Below are 20122 nucleotides of genomic sequence, written 5' to 3'. Positions count from 1 at the left end.
ATGAGCGCCCCTCGACGTCCTCGCCCTGGGCGTCGCTTCGCCCTCTGGTCGCTCGGAAGCATCCTCGTCGCGCTGTACGCGATCATGGTCCCGATCCACACCGCCCTCTACGGAGTCAACGTTCTCGTGGTGTTCCTGGTCGGCGCCGCATTGACCGGTGCGCCGGCACTGGCACTGCGCTATCCGCGCACGAGCATCGCGGTCTTCACGGTCGCCGCGTTCACCCAGCCGCTCGTGGTCTCGCCTGATCGGGATCGGTTCTGGCCCTGGCCCTGGTCGGTTCCGACTCTGATCGTCTTCGTCGTCTTCGTCCTGACGATCACGATGCTGCACGGCTGGCGTCGAGGATCGCTCGCGCTGCTGCTGGGTCTGATGGTGACGCTGGCCTCTCCCCTGCTGCTGCCGGAGGCCGCCAGTGCCAACGCCGCGGGAGCGGACCTGATCGTCGTCGCGTCCCTCGCGACCGCGGCGTTCATCGTCGGCGTGCTGCTGGCCGGGCGCATCCAGCTGGGCGCCGAGCTCACCAGGGAGCGCGAGAACGCCGCCGCCGAGCAGTCCCGCCGTGAACTCGCCGAGGAGCGCACCCGCATCGCCAGGGAGCTGCACGACGTGGTCGCGCACAGCATGTCGCTCATCCAGGTGCAGGCCTCCACCGCGCGCTACCGTGCGCCCGAGCTGTCGGATGAAGCGGTGGCCGAGTTCGAGTCGATCGCGGCATCCGCCCGGGGCGCGCTGACGGAGATGCGCCGCATCCTGGGTGTGCTGCGGACCGAGGATCAGACGGCCGAGCTCGCGCCGCAGCGCGGCATCGGCGACATCCCCGCACTGGTCGAGACGACCCGTCACGCGGGAGCATCGATCGCCCTCAACCAGATCGTGAGCGGTGACGTCTCCACAGCCAGCCAGATCGCGATCTACCGCATCGTTCAGGAATCCCTGAGCAACGCCGTGCGCCACGCACCCTCGTCCGCGATCGACGTGAACGTCACCGCCGACGCGGAGGACGTCTCCGTCGTGGTCCGCAACAGTCCGGCATCGACTGCGGCATCCACCTCCGATGCCGCCGGCCACGGACTGCGCGGCATGAACGAGCGCGCCACGCTGCTCGACGGCGAGCTGAACGCCGGTCCCGACGGTGACGGCTGGACCGTCGCCGCACGCATCCCCCGGCACGCCGCCGATCCCCTCCGGAAAGGAACCATGTGAGCATCGAGGTCCTCATCGCCGACGATCAGGCCATGGTCCGGGCGGGATTCGCCGCCCTGCTGGATGCCCACGAGGGCATCCACGTCACCGGGCAGGCCGCCGACGGTCTCGAGGCGGTGACCCTGTCGGCGCGTCTGGATCCCGACGTGATCCTGATGGACGTGCGGATGCCGGAGCTGGACGGCATCGAGGCGACCCGGCGCATCCTCGGGCCCTCCTACCCCGCGGCGAAGATCCCGCGGATCCTCATGCTCACCACGTTCGACATCGACGACTACGTGTACGACGCCCTGCAGGCGGGTGCCAGCGGCTTCCTGCTCAAGGACGCCCTGCCCGACGAGCTGGTTCACGCCGTACGGGTGATCGCCGCCGGCGACGCGCTGCTTGCCCCGCGGGTCACGCGGATGATGATCGAGCACTTCGCCGATCGCCGGCCGCGCACGCCCCAGGCGCGGGCACGTCTGCAGGATCTCACCGAGCGCGAGCTCGAAGTGCTCACCCTCATCGGCGGTGGCAGCTCCAACGCCGAGATCGGGGCGGAGCTGTTCATCGCAGAGCAGACCGTCAAGACGCACGTCGGCAAGGTCTTCGCCAAGCTGGGCCTGCGCGATCGCGTGCAGGCGGTCATCCTCGCCTACGACGCCGGGCTCGTCGAGCCCGCGTGAGCACGCCACCGCGTCCTCACCCCTGGGTATGAGGGAGTTCGACTCCGTGGCGTGATGTGCGGCATCCCACCGCGTCCATATTCTCCTGGCAACAGACCGGGAGAACTCCATGCACACCGTCACCTCACACCGCGACAGCGCGGTCGACTTCGTCCGCGCACTGTCCATCGCCGGAGTCGTGACTCTGCACTCGCTCATGGTCGGGGTGACGCTGTCGCCGGACGGTCCCGTGTTCGCCAACGCCGGGGATGTCGGTCACTGGATCGTACCGGTCAGCTGGGTCATGCAGGTCATGCCGATGTTCTTCGTCGTCGGGGGCTTCGCGGGCATCACCGCCCTGCGCGCACAGCGCCGTCGGGGCGCGAGCGGTGCGGCCTTCGTGGTCTCCCGCGTGCGGCGCCTGCTGATCCCCGCCATCGCCTCCGTGGCGACCGCGGGACTGCTGCTGGCACTGCTGGCGGATGCCGGGCTGGATCCGGATCTCGTGGACATGGCCGGCTACCGCTATGGGCAGCCGCTGTGGTTCCTCGGCGTCTTCCTCGTGCTCCAGGCCGTGCTCCCCGCGATGGCCCGCCTGCACGAGCGGGCGCCGCTGCGGACGCTCGCCGCGCTGGCCGCCGTATCCCTCGTGGTCGATGTCGCACGCGTCATCACCGGCTCGGACGGCATCGGCTACCTCAACCTGCTCTTCGTCTGGCTCACCATGCAGCAGGTCGGCTTCCTTCTCGCCGACGGCCGGATCGACGCGCTCTCCCGTCGTATCCGCATCACCGCCGCGGCTGTCGCCTTCGGGCTTCTGATGGTGTCGTTCGGAACGGGCTTCCACTCCCCCGACCTCATCGCGAACACCAACCCGCCCACGACCGCCCTGCTGCTGGTGGGTGTCATCCAGACCGCGGCGTTCTCGCTGTTCAAGCAGCAGCTGACGGCGTTCGCCGACCGTCGCCCGGTCGCGGCCTTCACCGGATTCATGTCCGCTCGGGCCATGACCGTCTACCTGTGGCACATGCCGGTGCTGCTGACTCTCGCCGGCCTCACCGCGCTGAGCGCCATGGTCACGGGCGATCAGCTGCCGGTGCCGACCTCCGGCGAATGGTGGCTCAGCCGCCCGCTGTGGCTCGTGCTCGCGCTCAGCACCACTGCGCTGCTGGCCGTGCCGCTGTCGCGTCTGGAGCGCCTCAGCGCACCGATCGACACCACGCCCGCCCGCGCCGCGGTGGCCGTGCTCATCGGTGCAGCGGAGGTCGCTCTCCTGCTCGTGGTGGGCACCTCACCGATGACGGCCGTCATCGCCGTCGGATCCTGGCTGCTCGCCCTGCGCATCACGGGGATGCTCACGACTCCGCTCCCCGTGCCCGCGCTCACCCGAAGTACAGTGCGTGATGTCGCGCGCATCCCGGGTTGAATCCCGCACCGCATGCCGGGCACGCGGCGCTGAGACGGTACTGCGCTATCGGCATCGTCGTCCCGCAGGAACCGCACAGCGCCGCGTGCACATCCGCCGCCTCCGGCTCCCACACGACGCGTGGATGAGAGACCGCCTCGTCGTGACAGTGCACGCACGGATACCACTCACCGCAGCAGCGGAAGCGCAGGGCCACCACGTCGAGGTCGGTGCGGTAGTGCACGCACCGCGACTGATCGTCCACCACCGCACCGCGCACGAGATGTCCGCCGACCCGCACCGTCATCGCGCGATCCCCCGTGCCACGAGGGCATCCCCGACGTCGTCCGCGTGCTTCATGGTGAGCACCAGCAGCGGCAGCGCGGCGCGCGGGCCCAGCCGCATCCCCCGCGCCCGCTGCGCATCGCGCACCTGGCCGGCCAGTGCGGCGATCACCGGGATCATCGCGATCGTCAGCGACAGCGTCATCGCGACGGTCTCCGGATCCACGCCGACGCGGCGAAGCGGCCGCAGGACGCGACGCAGGGCGTCCAGCAGGTCTCCCATCCGCGTGGTGCGCGTCACCAGGTCGGCCAGAAGCAGCAGGGCGACGACGCGTCCGGTGCTGACGACCGCAGCCTGCCACGAGGTGAAGACCCACAGCGCACCGCCGAGAACGAGGATGAGCCAGCGCAGACGCCACCATCCCTCGCCCAGCGCACTCACCGGCAGCGCCGCGACCGGATAGAGCGCGGACACGAGGAGGAGGACGATGACGGAGCCCGCCACTCCGATCGGGGCGAACGACAACGCCAGGGCGATCGCGGCGAGCCCGCCGAGTTTGGCGAGCGGAGGCATCCGATGCAGCAGGCCGGCACCCGGCCGATAGAGCGAGATCACGCGCAGCTCCGGCGGTACTCCGCGATCACGTCGCCCGGTGCACCGACCGCGCGCACGCGCCCGTCCTCGAACAGCACGGCCTCATCGCACTGAGCCGCCAGCTCCAGATCGTGCGTGACGAGCACGACGGGCACCTCCAGACCGAGCAGCAGCTCGCCGATGCGCCGCGCGTTGCGAAGATCCAGCAGGGTGGTCGGCTCGTCGGCGACGACGAGCTGCGGCTCGGTCGCAAGGACGGAGGCGATGGCCAGCAGCTGCCGCTGTCCGCCGGACAGGGCGGATGCCGGCACCTCGGCGCGCTCGGCGAGACCGTAGCGCTCCAGGATCGACGTCACCCGTGCCGTCCGCTCCGCGGCGGGAAGGTCGCGCAGCGACAGCGCGACGTCCTCGGCCGGCGTGGGCATCAGGATCTGCGCCTCCGGGTTCGTGAACACGAAGCCCACCCGACGGCGGAGCCGTGCGGCATCCCGTGCCGGATCCAGCCCGTGCACCCGGATGCTGCCGGAGGTGCTCGTGCGGAGCCCGTTCAGCACCCGGGCGAACGTGGACTTTCCCGAGCCGTTCGCCCCGATGACGGCGGTGCGTGCTGCGGATAGGCGCAGGCTCACGTCCCGCAGCAGCACCGCGCCATCGACCTCGACTCCGACTCCGTCGCACTCGATCGCCGTGTCGACGACGGTCCGCTCAGCGCGCATGTGCGACGGACGTAGGCGCTGGTGCGCTTACAGCCGGGAATGCCCGCGGATAGGCCCGGCGCAGGGCGACGGCGAGCAGGACGGCTGCGCCCGCCTTCAGCAGATCGCCGGGCAGGAAGACCAGGCTGGACAGGGCGGTCGGGACGATCGGCACGCCCGTGACGAGCGCCTGCACAGGGATGCCGAACAGGTACACGACCACGATGCCGCCGAGGATCACGCCGATCGCCGCACGCCACCAGGTGAATCGCCCGTTGTGCGCGATCAGGCCGATGACGACGGTGCCCGCGATCCACCCGGCGAGGTAGCCCGCTGTCGGGCCGACCAGCACGCCGAGTCCTCCTCGTCCACCGGCCAGCACCGGCAGACCCGCCGCGGCCAGCACGATCACGACGAGCACCGCCAGAGGTGCTCGCCTGGCTCCGAGAACGAGTCCGGCGAGCATCACGCCGAGCGTCTGCGCGGTGATCGGGACGCCACCGGGCACGGGCACCGTCACCGTGCCGAGCACGATGATCAAGGCGGCGAAGACGGCGATCCTGGCCAGGTCCGCTCCGAGCGGGCGGGGTGCTTCGGTCATCGGGGTTCTCCTCTCGGACGGCCATCACGCTCGTCCTGAACACTGTTCACCTGAACGGTGTTCACTATACTGATGCGATGGCCACCGCGCGACATGACCGACAGAGCATCATCGACCGCGCTCTGCGTCTGCTCGACGACGTCGGCCTCCCCGATCTGTCGATGCGACGGCTCGCCACCGAGCTCGAGGTGCAGCCCAGCGCGCTCTACTGGCACTTCGACAGCAAGCAGGAGCTCCTCGGAGCCGTCGCCGACCGGATCCTGCTCACCGTGCCCGATCCCGACGAGGCCCTCTCCCTGATTCGCACCGCCGCATCGATCCGCGACGCGCTGCTCGCCTACCGCGACGGCGCCGAGGTGGTCCTGAGCACATACGCGCTGCGCCTCGGCGCCCGACGCGCGCAGGATGCGCTGCTGGCGTCCCTCGGCGGAGCCCCGGAGCATGCGGATGTCGCCGATGCGATCTTCGAGTTCATCCTGGGTCACGTCATGCTGCTCCAGCAGCGCATGCACGCGCAGAGCATCGGCGCGGTCGCCTCCGACGAATCCGACCCGACCGCACAGGCCGATGCGGTCTTCACCGCCGGCATCCGCGCCTTCGACGCCGTCAGCGTCCTGCGTCGCCCATCCTGAGGCCGGGCAGGAGCGAGACCAGCAGCACCGCCATGGCGATCGCGTACACGGTGATGTAGCCGGAGCCCACGATGGGCAGAAGCACGAACCCCAGTCCCGCCAGGGCGATCATCACCGCGGATCCCGTCGAATCCGAGATGGACAGCGCCGAGGAGTTGAAGCCCTCGTTCGCCGTCGTCGAGTACGCGAGGGTGAGGACGGTCAGCCGCGGATAGAGCAGTCCCATCCCCGCGCCGGCGAATCCCCAGCCGATCACGACGACCCACGGATCGGCTGTGATGATGCTCACGAACAGCACGCTGCCCATGCCGATCATCAGCAGCGCGACGGCGATCCAGACGATGCGCGCACTGCCGAGGCGGTCGCCGTGCCGACCCTGCACAGCCGACGCAGCCGACCAGCCGAGCGCCGAGAGCGTCAGGGCCAGACCGGCGATGGTCGGGGAGAACTCGAACCGGTCGATCAGCAGCCTGGGCACGTACGCCTCGGCAGCGAAGAACGCACCGGCCGCGAGACCGCGCATCAGGATCACGCTGGGCAGACCGGATGCCGCGCGCAGCGTGCCCTTGGGCAGCAGCGGCAGGAGGGCGAACGCGATCAGGACGATCGCCCCCGCGGCCACCGGCCCGCCGATGTTCGTCGGGGCGTCGGCGGACAGGCCCACCGTGACGGCGCCTGCGGCGACGACGACGGCCAGCAGCATCCGCAGTCCGACGCCGCCGCGTCGAACGATCACGGTCGCCGCGGCGTCGCCCGGCGTCTGCTCCCCTGCATCGGCGTCGAGCGACACGCCTCGAAGCCGAGCGGCCACGAGAGCGAACGCCGCGGCGGTGAGCACCGCGACGCCGAGGAAGGCCCATCTCCAGTGCAGGTACTCGGTCACCGCACCGGCGAGGAACGGGCCGACCATCGAGGGGACGACCCACGCCGCCGCATATGCGGCGAAGATGGGGCCGTGCAGGTGCGGCGGATAGATCCGCGCGACGACGACGTACAGCGCGACCGTCTGCCCGCCCGCACCGAGACCCTGGATCAGCCGACCGATGATGAAGACGTGCATGTCCAGCGCGAACCCCGACACGATCAGTCCCACGGCGAACAGCGCCACCGCCGTGTACAGCGGAGCTCGGGGTCCAGAGCGGTCGCTCCATGCCCCGACGGCGACCATTCCGATCACCCCGGTGGCGAGCGTCGCGGAGAACGCGACGGCGAAGAGCTCCTCGCCGTGCAGGTCCGCGGCCACCACTGGCATGACCGTGGTGACCGCCAGCGCCTCGATGGCGCCGAGGAAGATCAGCACGACCGTGCCGACGGTGATGCCGAAACGCTCGCGATCCCAGATCGTCGCGGATGCGGTCGCGCTCACCGCCGTGCCGCACTGATGGCGTCGCGCGCCCCCGCGATCCGCTCGATCGCCTCGGTGAGGATCTCCGGACTGGTCCCGAAGTTCACGCGCACGTGCCCGGCGCCCTCGGCAACCGAACGCGGGGCCGAAATGCAGGGCGACCTTCGCCTGGCGCAGGATCTGCTTGGACGGGTTGTCGCCCCAGCCGAGATCTGTGAGGTCGATCCACGCCAGGTAGCCGGCATCCGGCATCCGGTACCGCGACCCCGGCAGATGCTCCGCGAGCAGATCCGCGAGCAGTCGCCGGTTCTCATCGAGCGTGACCAGGAGTCCGTCGAGCCATTCGTCGCTCTCGGGTGCGAAGGCCGCGACGGCCGCGAGCATCCCGAACTGACCTGTGCGCCACTCCACCTCGATGGGCAGGGAGCGCAGCACCGCCGTGGTCTCATCGGACGCGCTGATCATCAGCGCGCATTTCAGGCCGGCGAGATTGAAAGCCTTGCTCGCGCTGGTGACGGCGTAACCGACGCGCTGCGCGGCGTCGCCGCTGGCCAGGAACGGAGTGAATACGACTCCCGGCTGCACGAGCGGCGCGTGGATCTCATCCGAGACGACAGTCGCGCCGTACTCCTCGGCCAGGCGCGCCACGGCATCCAGATCGGCGGCGGAGGGCACCGTGCCGGTGGGATTGTGGGGATTGCAGAGCAGGATCGCCCGTGCGCCGGCGGACAGCGCCCGTCGGATGCCGTCCAGGTCGAGCACCCAGCTCTCCCCGGTGTCGCGCAGCGGAACCCGCTCGACGACCCCGCCGGCCTCTTCGACCAGATCGAAGAACGGCGGGTAGATCGGCGGATTGACGATGACGCGCTCCCCCGGCCGGATGACGCGGCGCAGGATCTCGACGATGCCCATGCTGACATCGGCGGTGGTGCGGATGCGACGCGGATCCACGCTCCAGCCGAAGCGGCGCTCCGCGAAGCCGACGTACGCCGCGGCCAGCGGCGTACGGGACGCCACATAGCCGGTGTCACCGGTGCGCACCGCGCGCTCGAGCGCGGCGGTGACCGCCGGCGCGAGCGGGAAGTCCGTCTCCGCGACGAACAGCGGCAGCACGTCTGCCGGGTACTCCCGCCCACTTCTCACTGCTGCGCTCGCGCAGCTTCGCCAGCGGCAGCGCCCGCACCGGCGTCACCATGATGTTGCTCCTGTGACGGATCGGTCAGATCGCGAAGCCGAGCGCGCGCATCATGTCGCGCCCGTCGTCCGTGATCTTCTCCGGACCCCACGGCGGCATCCACACCCAGTTGATGCGGAAGCGATCGACGACGGAGTCCAGCGCCTGCGCGGTCTGCTCCTCGATGACATCGGTGAGCGGGCAGCCGGCGCTCGTGAGCGTCATGTGGATCACGAGCGCGTCGTTCTCGTCATCCCAAGCGAGGTCGTAGATGAGTCCCAGGTCGACGATGTTGATCCCGAGCTCGGGATCCATGACGTCCTTGAGCGCTTCGGTGACGTCCTCGTACTTCTGATCGGTCAGCGTTGCGGTCATGCCCTCAGCCTACGCTTCGATCGGAGCAGCGGGGTCGAGGAAGCGGTCGTAACCCTCGTCCTCGAGTCGGTCTGCGAGCTCGGGGCCGCCCTCTTCGACGATCTTGCCGTTGACGATCACATGCACGTACTGCGGACGGATGTACCGCAGGATGCGCGTGTAGTGCGTGATCAGCAGCACACCCAGGTTGGTGGCCTCCTTGGCGCGGTTGACGCCCTCGGACACGATTTTCAGCGCGTCGACGTCCAGACCGGAGTCCGTCTCGTCGAGCACGGCGAACTTGGGCTTGAGCACCTCGAGCTGAAGGATCTCGTGACGCTTCTTCTCGCCGCCGGAGAAGCCCTCGTTGACGTTGCGCTGCGCGAACTTCGGGTCCATGCGCAGGTTCGTCATCGACGACTTGACGTCCTTGGTCCACTGACGGATCGAGGGGGCCTCGCCGTCGATCGCGGTCTTCGCGGTGCGCAGGAAGTTCGTCACCGTGACGCCGGGGATCTCCACCGGATACTGCATCGCGAGGAACAGTCCGGCACGGGCGCGCTCGTCGACGGTCATCGACAGGACGTCCTCACCGTCGAAGGTGATGGTGCCCTGGGTGACGGTGTACTTCGGGTGCCCGGCGATCGTGTACGCCAGGGTCGACTTGCCGGAGCCGTTGGGGCCCATGATGGCGTGCGTCTCACCGGTGTTGATGGTCAGGTCGATGCCGTTGAGGATCGGCGAAAGGCCCTGATCGGTCTGGACCGCCACATGCAGGTCGCGGATCTCGAGAACAGACATTTCAGACTTCCTTAATGACAGTGGGGTCGATGAGCACGTCGTCGCCGTCGATCGCGACGACGTAGACGGGAACGGGCTCGTAAGCGGGGAGGTTGAGGGGGATTCCGGACTCGAGCGAGAACGCCGAGCCGTGGGCCCAGCACTCCAGTGTCTTGCCCTCGACGAATCCCTCGGACAGGGAGACGTCACCGTGGGTGCAGCGGTCGCCGATGGCGTGGATCTCGCCGTCGGAGTCCTTCACGATGGCCATCGCCACGCCGTCGAGCTCGACGCGCAGCGGCGTGTCCAGCTCGAGCTCGGAGGCACTGCACGCGCGCTGCGCGCTCATGCGGTCACCCCCACCAGCTCCGCCTCGATGGCATCCAGCAGCTCCTGCTGAAGCGAGGGGATGCGGATGCGCTGCACGACCTCGGTGAGGAAGCCGAGCACGACGAGGCGCCGCGCCTCGGCTTCGGTGATGCCGCGGGACTGCAGGTAGAACAGCTGCTCGTCGTCGAAGCGACCCGTCGCGCTGGCGTGACCGGCCCCGGCGATGTCGCCGGTCTGGATCTCGAGGTTCGGGATCGAGTCGGCCCTGGCTCCCTCGGTGAGCACCAGATTGCGGTTCGCCTCGTACGAGTCGGTGCCGCTGGCATCCGGTCCGATCAGCACGTCGCCGACCCACACGCTGTGCGCGCTCGCACCGCGCAGCGCACCCTTGTAGAGCACGTCGCCGGTCGTCCGCGCACCCTTGTGATGCAGGTACACCTGACTCTCCAGATGCTGACCGGCGTCGGCGAAGGAGAGGCCGTAGAGGTAGCCGTGCGAGCCGGTGCCGGCGAGCTCGACGCTCGGGTTGACGCGGACGACGCCCCCGCCGAAGCTCACGACGAAGTGCGTGAACTCCGCATCGCTGTCGACGCGCGCCTGGTGGGCTGCGGCGTGGATGGCGTCATCCTGCCACTGCTGCACGCTGATGAGAGTGAGCTTCGCTCCCTCGCGGACGATGATCTCGAGGTTCTGCGCGTACTCCGCGGTGCCCGCGTGGCGCAGCACGATCGTGGCGACGCTGTGCCGCTCCGCCTCGATCACGAGGTGCGCGTCGGCACGACCGCCCACACCGTCGATCTGCAGGACGATCGGCTCGGCGACCTCCTCCTCGGCGGGGATGCGCACGTGCATGGCATCCGCCGCGCCTTGCCAGGCGACGGCGGAGACGACGTCCTCGGGACGGAAGAACTCACCGCGCGGCGCGGAGCCGAACGGCAGAGCCGGAGCCAGGTACTGCTCATGGCTCATCGTGTACGCGACACCCTCGTTCGCCGGCGCCGTCGCGAAGAGCGACTTCAGCTGCGCGACGGGGGTGTGCTTCCAGTTGACCTCGCGGCCGGTGGGCGCGCCGAAATCCTCGGGATCGAACGAGCGGGGCCGTTCGGATCGGGTCTGCACCGGCACGAAACCGGCGCTCGCCACCTGGGCGGCGGGGTCGATATGCGTGTTTGTACGCGGCGTCGCTTCGGGCGCCTGGGTAGAGGGCGTCATCTCAGCCGACACTGCCTTCCATGCCCATCTCGATGAGCTTGTTCAATTCCATCGCGTACTCCATCGGCAGCTCACGGGCGATCGGCTCGATGAAGCCGCGCACGATCATGGCCATGGCCTCGGTCTCCGCGATGCCGCGCGACTGCAGATAGAAGAGCTGCTCCGCGCTGACCTTCGAGACCGTGGCCTCGTGTCCGAGCTTCACGTCGTCGACGCGGATGTCGATCGACGGATAGGTGTCCGAACGGGACTGAGTGTCCACGAGCAGCGCGTCGCAGACGACCCGAGTTCGAGGAGTGGTGCGCGCCCGGGTCGACCCGCACCTCGCCGCGGTAGGCCGATCGTCCGCCACCGCGCGCGATGGACTTGGAGACGATGGAGGACTGCGTGTACGGCGCCTGGTGCACCATCTTCGCGCCGGCGTCCTGATGCTGACCGGGACCCGCGAAGGCGACCGACAGCGTCTCGCCCTTGGCGTGCTCGCCGACGAGGTAGATCGACGGGTACTTCATCGTCACCTTGGAGCCGATGTTGCCGTCGACCCATTCCATGGTCGCGCCCTCGTGCGCGATCGCGCGCTTGGTGACCAGGTTGTAGACGTTGTTCGACCAGTTCTGGATCGTCGTGTAGCGCACGCGGGCGTTCTTCTTCACGATGATCTCGACGACGGCCGAGTGCAGCGAGTCCGACTTGTAGATCGGAGCCGTGCAGCCCTCGATGTAGTGGACGTAGCTGTCCTCGTCGGCGATGATCAGCGTCCGCTCGAACTGGCCCATGTTCTCGGTGTTGATCCGGAAGTAGGCCTGCAGCGGGATCTCGACGTGCACGCCCTTGGGGACGTACACGAAGGAGCCGCCCGACCAGACGGCCGTGTTGAGCGCGGCGAACTTGTTGTCGCCGGCCGGGATCACGGTGCCGTAGTACTCCTCGAAGAACTCGGGGTGCTCGCGCAGCGCGGTGTCCGTGTCCATGAAGATGACGCCCTGCTGCTCCAGGTCCTCGCGGATCTGGTGGTAGACGACCTCGGACTCGTACTGCGCGGCGACGCCGGCGACGAGGCGCTGACGCTCGGCCTCGGGGATGCCGAGCCGCTCATACGTCTCGCGGATGTCGGCGGGGAGATCCTCCCAGGACTGAGCCTGCTTCTCCGTGGAGCGCACGAAGTACTTGATGTGGTCGAAGTCGATGCCGCTGAGGTCCGCGCCCCACGTCGGCATGGGCTTGCGCTCGAACAGCGACAGGCCCTTCAGACGGGACTTGAGCATCCACTCGGGTTCGCTCTTGAGGGCGGAGATGTCGCGCACGACGGACTCGCTGAGTCCACGTCTCGCGCTCGCTCCGGCGGCATCGGGATCGTGCCAGCCGAACTCGTACACCCCCAGACCTTCCAGCTCCGGGCGGTCGATCAACACATCCGACATCACACTCTCCTCACATGGGCCTCAACGGTGTCATCCGCCCCGACACACCTGATCTCCGTCGAGTCTTCGGAGATCGGATGCCGCTGGTGGGCCCCATCATCGGCGCTCACATCGCGCCTAAACTGTCAGTGATGGACGCCGCGCTTCGCGCACCCATCACAACAATCCGATTCTACAGGTTTCGTCGGTGAGCCGGGCGGTATCCGCTCGGGCGCCGATGGGCCGGAGGCCCCATGACTGAAATCGCCACGCCCGCACAGACCGCGATCTCATCGGGCTCCGCCTTCGGCCGCCCGCTTCGGGTGCTGGCCTGGCTGTCGTTCCTGGCGGAGGTGCTGATCATCGCCACGGGCGGCGCGGTCCGCCTGACGGGGTCGGGACTGGGCTGCTCGGAATGGCCGCTCTGCACACCGGAGTCGCTGGTGCCCATCCTGGAGATCCAGGGCCTGCACGGGGCCATCGAGTTCGGGAACCGCACCATGACCGGCGTGGTCGGCCTGCTCGCCCTCGCCGTGCTGATGTTCACCCTGCACGCCGTCAGCGGCCGTCGCCTGGTCGTGCGCGCCGTCTGGTTCGCGGTCGGCGGCATCGTGGTCGCCATCGGCGTCTACATGGCGGCCTCCGCACTCGGACTGCCCGCTGCCGCATTGATGTCGGCGGCGCTGCTGCTCGCCGTGCTCGCCGGAGCCGTCGATTCGCTGCGCCAGACCGTGCAGCGCCGGGACCTGGCCGTGCTCGCGTGGGTCGTGCTCATCGGCGTCATGGCTCAGGCGGTGATGGGCGGGTTCGCGGTGATCAGCGACCTGAACCCGTTCATCGTGGGCTTCCATTACGCCTCATCCCTGCTGCTCGTGTGCGTGACCGCGCTGTTCCTCGTCCGACTGGGCACGCAGCCCGGTCCGCGGGAGCTCGCCGTGCCGGGTTGGTTCATGTGGCTGAGCCACCTGACCGGGTTCGCGCTGGCCGTGACGATCGCCGTGGGCGTGCTCACCACCGGCTCCGGCCCGCACTCGGGAGACGCCGCCATCAAACGCGAGGGGTTCGATGCCACGATCCTCGCGCACGTGCACTCCTGGCCCGGTTACATCCTGGCGGCGCTGGTGCTGACGCTCACGGTCGCCGCGTGGATGCTGCGCCTGCCGCCGCGCAGGTGGCTGCTGGTGCTGATCGGCGCGATCCTCGTTCAGGTCCTGGTGGGCGTGATCCAGTCCCGCACCGGACTGCCCGGAATCCTCGTCGGGGTCCACATGGTCCTCGCCTCGCTGTCCGCTGCGGCGTACACCGTCATGGTCACCACGCTGAAGCGACCGGTCGCGGCCAATCCGTACGAGGACTGATCGCCCCCCGCACCGCACGAAGAACGCCCCGACCATCAGGCCGGGGCGTTCTTCATGTCCGAGATCGGTGCGCGATCAGAACGGCAGCAGCGGATCCACCGCGACGGCGAAGAAGATCAGGGTCAGGTACGTGATCGACGCATGGAACACGCGCATCGGTCGTGCCTCGTCACCGTGCACGGCGCGGTTGTACAGACGGTGCGATTCGTAGATGAACCATCCGCCGAACACCAGTGCTGAGACGGTGTATACGACGCCCATCTGCGCGACGGGCACGAGCAGCAGCGAGCACGCCACGGTCGCCCAGGCGTACAGGATGACCTGCAGACCCACCTGGGATGCCGAGCGGGTGACGCCGAGCATCGGCACGTCGACGTCGTCGTAGTCGCTCTTGTACTTCATCGACAGCGGCCAGTAGTGCGGGGGCGTCCACAGGAACACCAGCACGAAGAGCACCATCGGCGGCCAGTCCAGCGACCCGGTCACGGCCGTCCAGCCGATGAGCACGGGGAAGCAGCCCGCGATTCCGCCCCAGATGATGTTCTGCTCGGTGCGGCGCTTGAGGATCATCGTGTAGATAACGACGTAGAAGAAGATGGCGACGACCGAGAGGCTGGCTGCCAGCCAGTTCGTGAACGCCAGCAGCCAGATCGTGGAGACCACCGCGAGCACCCAGGAGAACACCAGTGCGCCGCGCGGCGAGACCTCACCGGTGACCAGTGGACGCTTCTCGGTGCGCTTCATGTGCACGTCGATATCGCGATCGAGGTACATGTTGAAGGATGCCGCAGAGGCCGCGCTCATGGCGCCGCCGATGACGGTGGCGATGATCAGCCACAGACCGCGCAGGTCGGGCAGACCGCCCATCGCGAGGATCATCACCGGAACGGTCGATACGAGCAGAAGCTCCATCACGCGGGGCTTGGTGAGGATGAAATAGCCGCGGATCTTCTGACCGACCGAGTGCTTCGACCCGACGGTCTGCGATATCGAAGAGATCGCGATCCCCTCCTTCTGAACGCAAATGGACACTCCTTCCAGTCTAGAGCGTTCCACCGCGCTCCAGAGGACCCCGGAATCCCCACGATCCGGGCGGATTCCTCCCTGTCCCGACACACCCCGTCACGAGGTGAAATCCGCCCACAGGACGTGTTTGCGCCCGAGTATGCTGAAAATACTCGCGCGCCCGGGCGCTGTGCACCTCTTCTCCGTGACGACGCGGATCGCGCAGGAATACGGGCGCCTCCGCAGTTGTCAGAAGGAGCATGACCGTGGCAGAACTTCAGTGGGACGAGATCGACCGACGAGCGGTGGACACCGCTCGGATCCTGGCGGCGGATGCCGTGCAGAAGGTCGGTAACGGCCACCCGGGCACGGCGATGAGCCTCGCACCGCTGGCCTATCTCCTCTACCAGCGGGTGATGCGTCACGATCCTGCCGACACGGACTGGCTCGGACGCGACCGCTTCATCCTGTCGGTCGGCCACTCCTCCCTCACCCAGTACGTGCAGCTCTACCTGGGCGGCTTCGGTCTGGAGCTCTCCGACCTCGAGGCGCTGCGCACCTGGGGCTCGCTGACCCCCGGCCACCCCGAGTACCACCACACCAAGGGCGTCGAGATCACCACCGGCCCGCTGGGCCAGGGCCTCGCCTCGTCCGTCGGCTTCGCGTACGCGGCCCGCTACGAGCGCGGCCTGTTCGACCCCGAGGCACCAGAGGGCACCAGCCCCTTCGACCACCATGTGTACGTGATCGCCGGCGACGGCGACCTGCAGGAGGGCGTCACCAGCGAGGCGTCGTCGCTCGCCGGTCACCAGCAGCTCGGCAACCTCATCGCCTTCTACGACTCCAACCAGATCTCCATCGAGGGCGACACGAACGTGGCGTTCACCGAGGACGTCCGTGCCCGCTACGAGGCATACGGCTGGCAGGTGCTCGAAGTGGACTGGCGCCGCACCGGGCAGTACGTCGAGGATGTCCAGGAGCTGGATGATGCGATCCTGCAGGCGCAGGCCGAGACGGCCAAGCCCAGCCTGATCATCCTGAAGACCATCATCGGCTGGCCTGCCCCGACGATGTCGGGCACCGAGTCGGTGCACGGCAACGCGCTCGGCGCCGACGAGGTGGCCGCGACCAAGAAGGTTCTCGGCTTCGACCCCGAGAAGTCCTTCGTCGTCGAGGACGCCGTCATCGAGCACACCCGTCAGCTCGGCGACCGCGCCAAGGAGGCGCGCGCCGAATGGCGGAAGTCGTTCGACGCGTGGGCGTCGGCGAACCCGGAGCGCAAGACGCTGCTGGACCGTCTCGAGGCCAAGGCCCTGCCGAACGACATCGAGAAGGTGCTGCCCGTCTTCGAAGGCGGCACCGAGGTGTCCACCCGCGCGGCATCCGGCAAGGTCATCAACGCCCTCGCCGCCGAGCTCCCCGAGCTCTGGGGCGGCTCCGCAGACCTGGCGGGCTCCAACAACACCACCATCTCGGGCGCCGCGTCGTTCATCCCCGCCGAGTGGTCCACGCACGACTGGAAGGGCAGCCCGTACGGCCGCGTGCTGCACTTCGGCATCCGCGAGCACGCGATGGGCTCGATCCTGAACGGCATCACGCTGCACGGACCGACGCGCGCCTTCGGCGGCACGTTCCTGATCTTCAGCGACTACATGCGCCCGGCTGTGCGCCTGGCCGCGCTGATGGACATCCCCAGCACGTTCGTGTGGACGCACGACTCGGTCGCCCTCGGCGAGGACGGCCCGACGCACCAGCCGGTCGAGCAGATCGCGTCGCTGCGCGCCATCCCGAACTTCACCGTGGTGCGCCCTGCGGACGGCAACGAGACCGCAGCCGCGTGGCTCGAGATCCTGCGCCGTCACGGCGGCCCGGTCGGCATCGCGCTGACCCGTCAGAACGTGCCCGTGTTCGCACGCGGCGAGGGCGAGGCCTCCGGCGACGTCTTCGCGGCCGCGTCCGCGACGGCCAAGGGCGCCTACGTGCTCGCGGAGGCGCCGAACGGCACCCCCGATGTCATCCTCATCGCCACAGGATCCGAGGTGCAGCTCGCCGTCGCCGCACGCGAGACCCTCGCGGCCGAGGGCGTCAACGCCCGCGTGGTGTCCGCCCCGTCGCTGGAGTGGTTCGCCGAGCAGGACGAGGCGTACCGCGAGTCGGTGCTGCCGAAGTCGGTGACCGCACGCGTGTCCGTCGAGGCGGGCTCCGTGCTCAGCTGGCGAGGAATCGTCGGCGACCGCGGTCGCTCGGTCGGCATCGATCACTTCGGCGCTTCCGCCGACTACAAGACCCTGTTCCAGAAGTTCGGCATCACCGCCGAGGCCGTCGTCGAGGCGGCACGCGACAGCATCAAGGAGAACGCATGAGCACCCCCACAGAAGACCTCTCTGCCGCCGGCGTCAGCATCTGGCTGGACGACCTGTCCCGCACCCGGATCCACTCGGGCAACCTGCAGCAGCTCATCGAGTCCCGCAACGTCGTCGGGGTGACCACCAACCCGACGATCTTCGCCAACTCGATCACCAACCCCGACGACACGTCGTACGACGCGCAGGTCGCGGAACTCGCCGCTTCCGGTTCGTCCGCCGTCGACGCCGTCTTCGCGGCGACCACGCAGGACGTGCGCGACGCGCTGGACGTGTTCCGCCCGGTCTACGACGCGTCGAACCAGGTCGACGGTCGCGTGTCGATCGAGGTCTCCCCCGACCTCGCCCACGACACCGACGGCACCGTCGCACAGGCCAAGGACCTGTGGAAGCGCATCGACCGCGAGAACCTCCTCGTGAAGATCCCCGCGACCAAGGCCGGCCTTCCCGCCATCGCCCAGGCGATCGGCGCGGGCATCAGCGTCAACGTCACGCTGATCTTCAGCCTGGAGCGCTACGCGGGCGTCATCGATGCGTACCTGACCGGTCTGGAGACCGCGAAGGCCGCCGGCATCGACCTGTCCACGATCCACTCGGTCGCGTCGTTCTTCGTCTCGCGCGTCGACACCGAGACCGACAAGCGCCTCGAGGCGATCGGCTCCGACGAGGCGCTGGCGCTGAAGAGCAAGGCGGGTCTCGCCAATGCGCGCCTCGCCTACGAGCTGTACGAGACCTCGTTCGCGAGCGACCGCGCCAAGGCTCTGCTCGACGCCGGCGCAACACTGCAGCGTCCGCTGTGGGCCTCGACCGGTGTCAAGGACCCGTCCCTGTCCGACACTCTGTACGTGACCGAGCTGGTCGCACCGGGCGTCGTCAACACGATGCCCGAGAAGACGATGGAGGCCGTGTTCGATCACGGCGTCGTCAGCGGCGACACCGTGACGGGCACCTACGACGCCTCTCGCGAGGTGTTCGAGGGCCTGAAGGCGGTCGGCGTGGACTTCGACGACGTCACCCAGGTGCTCGAGGACGAGGGCGTCTCCAAGTTCATCGACTCCTGGCACGATCTGCTGGCACAGGTGACGAAGGGTCTGGAAGAAGCGCGATGACCGTCTCGGTGCACGTGTCGCAGGGCGCGCGGACGGCGGTGGACGACACCGTCGCCCGCCTTGTCGCCGATCTCGTGGCGACGCGTGTCACCGCAGGCGATCCCACCCTGTGGGGGCCGGATGCCGAGGCCGAGGCATCCGTCCGCCTCGGCTGGGTGGACGCCGTCTCCGTGTCGCGTCCCCTGGTCGCCGAGATCCTCGCGCTCCGCGCGGATCTTGCGGCCAGGGGCGTCGACCGGGTCGTGCTGTCCGGAATGGGCGGGTCCTCACTCGCCCCCGAGGTCATCGCGAAGACGGTGGGCGTGCAGCTCACCATCCTCGACTCGACCTCGCCCGCACAGGTGCTGTCCGCACTCGACGGCGATCTGGCCCGCACCGTGCTGGTCGTCTCGTCGAAGTCCGGCACCACTGTGGAGACCGACTCGCACCGCAGGGCCTTCGAGGCCGCGTTCAGCGATCTCGGCATCGATCCGGTCCAGCACATCGTGGTCGTGACCGACCCGGACTCCGCACTGGGCCGGTCCGCGACCGAGGCCGGATACCGGGTGTTCTACGCCGACCCGAACGTCGGAGGGCGCTATTCGGCGCTCACGGCGTTCGGCCTGGTCCCCGCGGGGCTGGCCGGAGCCGACATCGGCGAGCTGCTGGATGAGGCCGAGGCCTCGCTGCTGCAGTTCGCGATCGACTCCCCCGACAACCCGGCGCTTCGACTGGCCGCCGCCATCGCGGGCACGAAGCCGCACCGCGACAAGCTGGGACTCGTGACGGACGGCACGTACATCGACGGGCTCCCCGACTGGATCGAGCAGCTGGTCGCCGAATCCACCGGCAAGAACGGCACCGGCATCCTGCCCGTCGTCCTGCTCCCCGTCTCCCCCGAACTCGAAGCCCGTCCGTCGGATCTTCAGGTCGTGCGTCTGGTCGAGGATGCCGACGAGTTCCACCTGCGGGATCGGCACCCCGGCGAGATCCTCGTCAGCGGCAGCCTGGGAGCGATGTTCCTGCTCTGGGAGCACACCACGGCGATCGTCGGGCATCTGCTCGGCATCAACCCGTTCGACCAGCCCGATGTCGAGGCGGCCAAGACCGCCGCGCGCGGACTTCTCGACGCACGTCCCGAGGTCACCGAACCGGCATTCGTCCAGGACGGCATCGAGGTGCGCGTCAGCGACGTCGCACTCGCCGCCTCGGGCACGATCGAAGGCGTGCTCGATGCGCTCTGGGCGGCGCTGCCCGATGACGGCTACGTCTCGGTCCAGGCTTACGTGAACAGGCTCGAGCTGGGTCAGCTGCAGGGCATCCGCGAGATGGTCGCCGCCGACTCCGGGCGGCCCACCACCTTCGGGTGGGGTCCGCGTTTCCTGCACTCGACCGGCCAGTTCCACAAGGGCGGTCCTGCGCAGGGCGTGTTCCTGCAGATCCTCGAGCGCACGGACGTCGACCTCGAGATTCCCGGCCGTCCGTTCACCTTCGGACAGCTGATCCAGGCCCAGGCGGCCGGCGATGCCGCCGTCCTGTCCGGGCACGGCAGGCCCGTCGTTTCGCTGACCATCACGGATGCCGCCGATGACGTCCTCACCCTGTTCACTGCGACGCAGTGAACCATCCGGAAGATCTGGAGATATCCCCC

18 protein-coding genes and 2 pseudogenes are annotated in these 20122 nt (G+C 68.7%); 8 read left to right on the top strand and 12 right to left on the bottom strand.

Annotated features, from left to right (window positions below):
- The 3 genes from QF046_RS01545 (at window position 1) to QF046_RS01535 (ending at window position 3276) form a co-directional block, all read left to right on the top strand.
- On the top strand, window positions 1-1206 hold the full coding sequence (locus QF046_RS01545) for a sensor histidine kinase (RefSeq protein WP_307365505.1): 1206 nt from the start codon (window positions 1-3) through the stop codon (window positions 1204-1206).
- Window positions 1203-1871, top strand: a complete 669-nt coding sequence (locus QF046_RS01540) for a response regulator transcription factor (RefSeq protein ID WP_307365503.1) — start codon at window positions 1203-1205, stop codon at window positions 1869-1871. Before QF046_RS01545 ends, QF046_RS01540 begins: the two co-directional genes overlap by 4 nt.
- A gap of 109 nt (window positions 1872-1980) precedes the next feature.
- On the top strand, window positions 1981-3276 hold the full coding sequence (locus QF046_RS01535) for an acyltransferase (protein WP_307365501.1): 1296 nt from the start codon (window positions 1981-1983) through the stop codon (window positions 3274-3276).
- On the opposite strand, the gene QF046_RS01530 is transcribed toward QF046_RS01535, so the two are convergent.
- From QF046_RS01530 to QF046_RS01515, 4 genes are read right to left on the bottom strand one after another with little or no spacing between them, the layout of a single operon-like run.
- Window positions 3233-3562 carry a CHY zinc finger protein gene (locus tag QF046_RS01530; protein WP_307365499.1) on the bottom strand — a complete coding sequence of 110 codons (330 nt, stop codon included), beginning with the start codon at window positions 3560-3562 and terminating at the stop codon, window positions 3233-3235. The two genes, QF046_RS01535 and QF046_RS01530, sit on opposite strands and share 44 nt — an antisense overlap.
- Window positions 3559-4155: an energy-coupling factor transporter transmembrane protein EcfT gene (locus QF046_RS01525; protein ID WP_307365497.1), complete on the bottom strand. Its 597-nt coding sequence runs from the start codon at window positions 4153-4155 to the stop codon at window positions 3559-3561. The genes QF046_RS01530 and QF046_RS01525 overlap by 4 nt, the downstream gene beginning before the upstream one ends.
- The gene (locus QF046_RS01520) at window positions 4152-4850 is read right to left on the bottom strand and encodes an energy-coupling factor ABC transporter ATP-binding protein (RefSeq protein ID WP_307365495.1); all 699 of its coding nucleotides are present in this window, start codon (window positions 4848-4850) and stop codon (window positions 4152-4154) included. Before QF046_RS01520 ends, QF046_RS01525 begins: the two co-directional genes overlap by 4 nt.
- The gene (locus tag QF046_RS01515) at window positions 4840-5430 is read right to left on the bottom strand and encodes a biotin transporter BioY (RefSeq protein WP_307365493.1); all 591 of its coding nucleotides are present in this window, start codon (window positions 5428-5430) and stop codon (window positions 4840-4842) included. Before QF046_RS01515 ends, QF046_RS01520 begins: the two co-directional genes overlap by 11 nt.
- Before the next feature lie 77 nt (window positions 5431-5507).
- On the opposite strand from QF046_RS01515, the gene QF046_RS01510 reads away from it, so the two are divergent.
- Window positions 5508-6062 carry a TetR family transcriptional regulator gene (locus tag QF046_RS01510; RefSeq protein WP_307365491.1) on the top strand — a complete coding sequence of 185 codons (555 nt, stop codon included), beginning with the start codon at window positions 5508-5510 and terminating at the stop codon, window positions 6060-6062.
- On the opposite strand, the gene QF046_RS01505 is transcribed toward QF046_RS01510, so the two are convergent.
- The 7 genes and pseudogenes from QF046_RS01505 to sufB all read right to left on the bottom strand — a co-directional run.
- On the bottom strand, window positions 6037-8520 hold the full coding sequence (locus QF046_RS01505; RefSeq protein ID WP_307365489.1) for an aminotransferase class I/II-fold pyridoxal phosphate-dependent enzyme: 2484 nt from the start codon (window positions 8518-8520) through the stop codon (window positions 6037-6039). The two genes, QF046_RS01510 and QF046_RS01505, sit on opposite strands and share 26 nt — an antisense overlap.
- Before the next feature lie 106 nt (window positions 8521-8626).
- Complete coding sequence (locus tag QF046_RS01500) at window positions 8627-8956, bottom strand: metal-sulfur cluster assembly factor (protein ID WP_307365487.1); 330 nt, start codon at window positions 8954-8956, stop codon at window positions 8627-8629.
- A 9-nt stretch (window positions 8957-8965) separates the two neighbouring features.
- Window positions 8966-9736, bottom strand: coding sequence for a Fe-S cluster assembly ATPase SufC (gene sufC / locus QF046_RS01495; RefSeq protein ID WP_307365484.1), 771 nt, complete (start codon window positions 9734-9736; stop codon window positions 8966-8968).
- Window position 9737: 1 nt separating this feature from the next.
- A complete protein-coding gene (locus QF046_RS01490) occupies window positions 9738-10064 on the bottom strand; it encodes a non-heme iron oxygenase ferredoxin subunit (RefSeq protein WP_307365482.1) in 327 nt (108 codons plus the stop codon).
- A complete protein-coding gene (gene sufD, locus QF046_RS01485; RefSeq protein ID WP_307365480.1) occupies window positions 10061-11257 on the bottom strand; it encodes a Fe-S cluster assembly protein SufD in 1197 nt (398 codons plus the stop codon). The genes QF046_RS01490 and sufD overlap by 4 nt, the downstream gene beginning before the upstream one ends.
- Window positions 11258-11408: 151 nt before the next feature.
- Window positions 11409-11609: pseudogene (locus QF046_RS18240) on the bottom strand (SufD family Fe-S cluster assembly protein); the annotation flags it as partial.
- A pseudogene (sufB, locus tag QF046_RS01480) lies at window positions 11602-12678 on the bottom strand (Fe-S cluster assembly protein SufB); the annotation flags it as partial. The pseudogenes sufB and QF046_RS18240, both read right to left, overlap by 8 nt.
- A 233-nt stretch (window positions 12679-12911) precedes the next feature.
- Between sufB and QF046_RS01475 the strand changes: the two are divergent.
- Window positions 12912-14015 (top strand): heme A synthase, encoded by a 1104-nt coding sequence (locus QF046_RS01475; RefSeq protein WP_307365478.1) that lies wholly within the window; start codon window positions 12912-12914, stop codon window positions 14013-14015.
- A gap of 75 nt (window positions 14016-14090) precedes the next feature.
- Here the strand turns inward: QF046_RS01475 and QF046_RS01470 are convergent, their stop codons facing one another.
- Window positions 14091-15005: a heme o synthase gene (locus QF046_RS01470; protein ID WP_373425746.1), complete on the bottom strand. Its 915-nt coding sequence runs from the start codon at window positions 15003-15005 to the stop codon at window positions 14091-14093.
- Between the two features lie 281 nt (window positions 15006-15286).
- Between QF046_RS01470 and tkt the strand changes: the two genes are divergently transcribed.
- Genes tkt through QF046_RS01455 form a run of 3 tightly spaced genes read left to right on the top strand, consistent with a single transcriptional unit; the run spans window position 15287 to window position 20093 of the window.
- Entirely contained in the window at window positions 15287-17383 is a 2097-nt protein-coding gene (gene tkt / locus QF046_RS01465; RefSeq protein WP_307365476.1) for a transketolase, read from the top strand.
- On the top strand, window positions 17380-18492 hold the full coding sequence (gene tal / locus QF046_RS01460; protein ID WP_307365474.1) for a transaldolase: 1113 nt from the start codon (window positions 17380-17382) through the stop codon (window positions 18490-18492). Before tkt ends, tal begins: the two co-directional genes overlap by 4 nt.
- Window positions 18489-20093, top strand: coding sequence for a glucose-6-phosphate isomerase (locus tag QF046_RS01455; RefSeq protein ID WP_307365472.1), 1605 nt, complete (start codon window positions 18489-18491; stop codon window positions 20091-20093). The genes tal and QF046_RS01455 overlap by 4 nt, the downstream gene beginning before the upstream one ends.
- Window positions 20094-20122: the final 29 nt, after the last annotated feature.

Source organism: Microbacterium sp. W4I4 (assembly GCF_030816235.1).
Classification (GTDB): Bacteria; Actinomycetota; Actinomycetes; order Actinomycetales; family Microbacteriaceae; genus Microbacterium.
The sequence above is the reverse complement of the archived record's forward strand: the minus strand, read 5'-3'. Positions and strand labels throughout refer to the sequence as shown.

Excerpts from the sequence above, each read along its gene's own strand:
- QF046_RS01545 (WP_307365505.1), top strand. The coding sequence starts at position 1 with ATGAGCGCCCCTCGACGTCCTCGCCCTGGGCGTCGCTTCGCCCTCTGG.
- QF046_RS01535 (WP_307365501.1), top strand. The coding sequence starts at position 1,981 with ATGCACACCGTCACCTCACACCGCGACAGCGCGGTCGACTTCGTCCGC.
- QF046_RS01530 (WP_307365499.1), bottom strand. The coding sequence starts at position 3,562 with ATGACGGTGCGGGTCGGCGGACATCTCGTGCGCGGTGCGGTGGTGGAC.
- QF046_RS01520 (WP_307365495.1), bottom strand. The coding sequence starts at position 4,850 with ATGCGCGCTGAGCGGACCGTCGTCGACACGGCGATCGAGTGCGACGGA.
- QF046_RS01515 (WP_307365493.1), bottom strand. The coding sequence starts at position 5,430 with ATGACCGAAGCACCCCGCCCGCTCGGAGCGGACCTGGCCAGGATCGCC.
- QF046_RS01510 (WP_307365491.1), top strand. The coding sequence starts at position 5,508 with ATGGCCACCGCGCGACATGACCGACAGAGCATCATCGACCGCGCTCTG.
- QF046_RS01500 (WP_307365487.1), bottom strand. The coding sequence starts at position 8,956 with ATGACCGCAACGCTGACCGATCAGAAGTACGAGGACGTCACCGAAGCG.
- sufC (WP_307365484.1), bottom strand. The coding sequence starts at position 9,736 with ATGTCTGTTCTCGAGATCCGCGACCTGCATGTGGCGGTCCAGACCGAT.
- QF046_RS01490 (WP_307365482.1), bottom strand. The coding sequence starts at position 10,064 with ATGAGCGCGCAGCGCGCGTGCAGTGCCTCCGAGCTCGAGCTGGACACG.
- sufD (WP_307365480.1), bottom strand. The coding sequence starts at position 11,257 with ATGACGCCCTCTACCCAGGCGCCCGAAGCGACGCCGCGTACAAACACG.
- QF046_RS01475 (WP_307365478.1), top strand. The coding sequence starts at position 12,912 with ATGACTGAAATCGCCACGCCCGCACAGACCGCGATCTCATCGGGCTCC.
- tal (WP_307365474.1), top strand. The coding sequence starts at position 17,380 with ATGAGCACCCCCACAGAAGACCTCTCTGCCGCCGGCGTCAGCATCTGG.
- QF046_RS01455 (WP_307365472.1), top strand. The coding sequence starts at position 18,489 with ATGACCGTCTCGGTGCACGTGTCGCAGGGCGCGCGGACGGCGGTGGAC.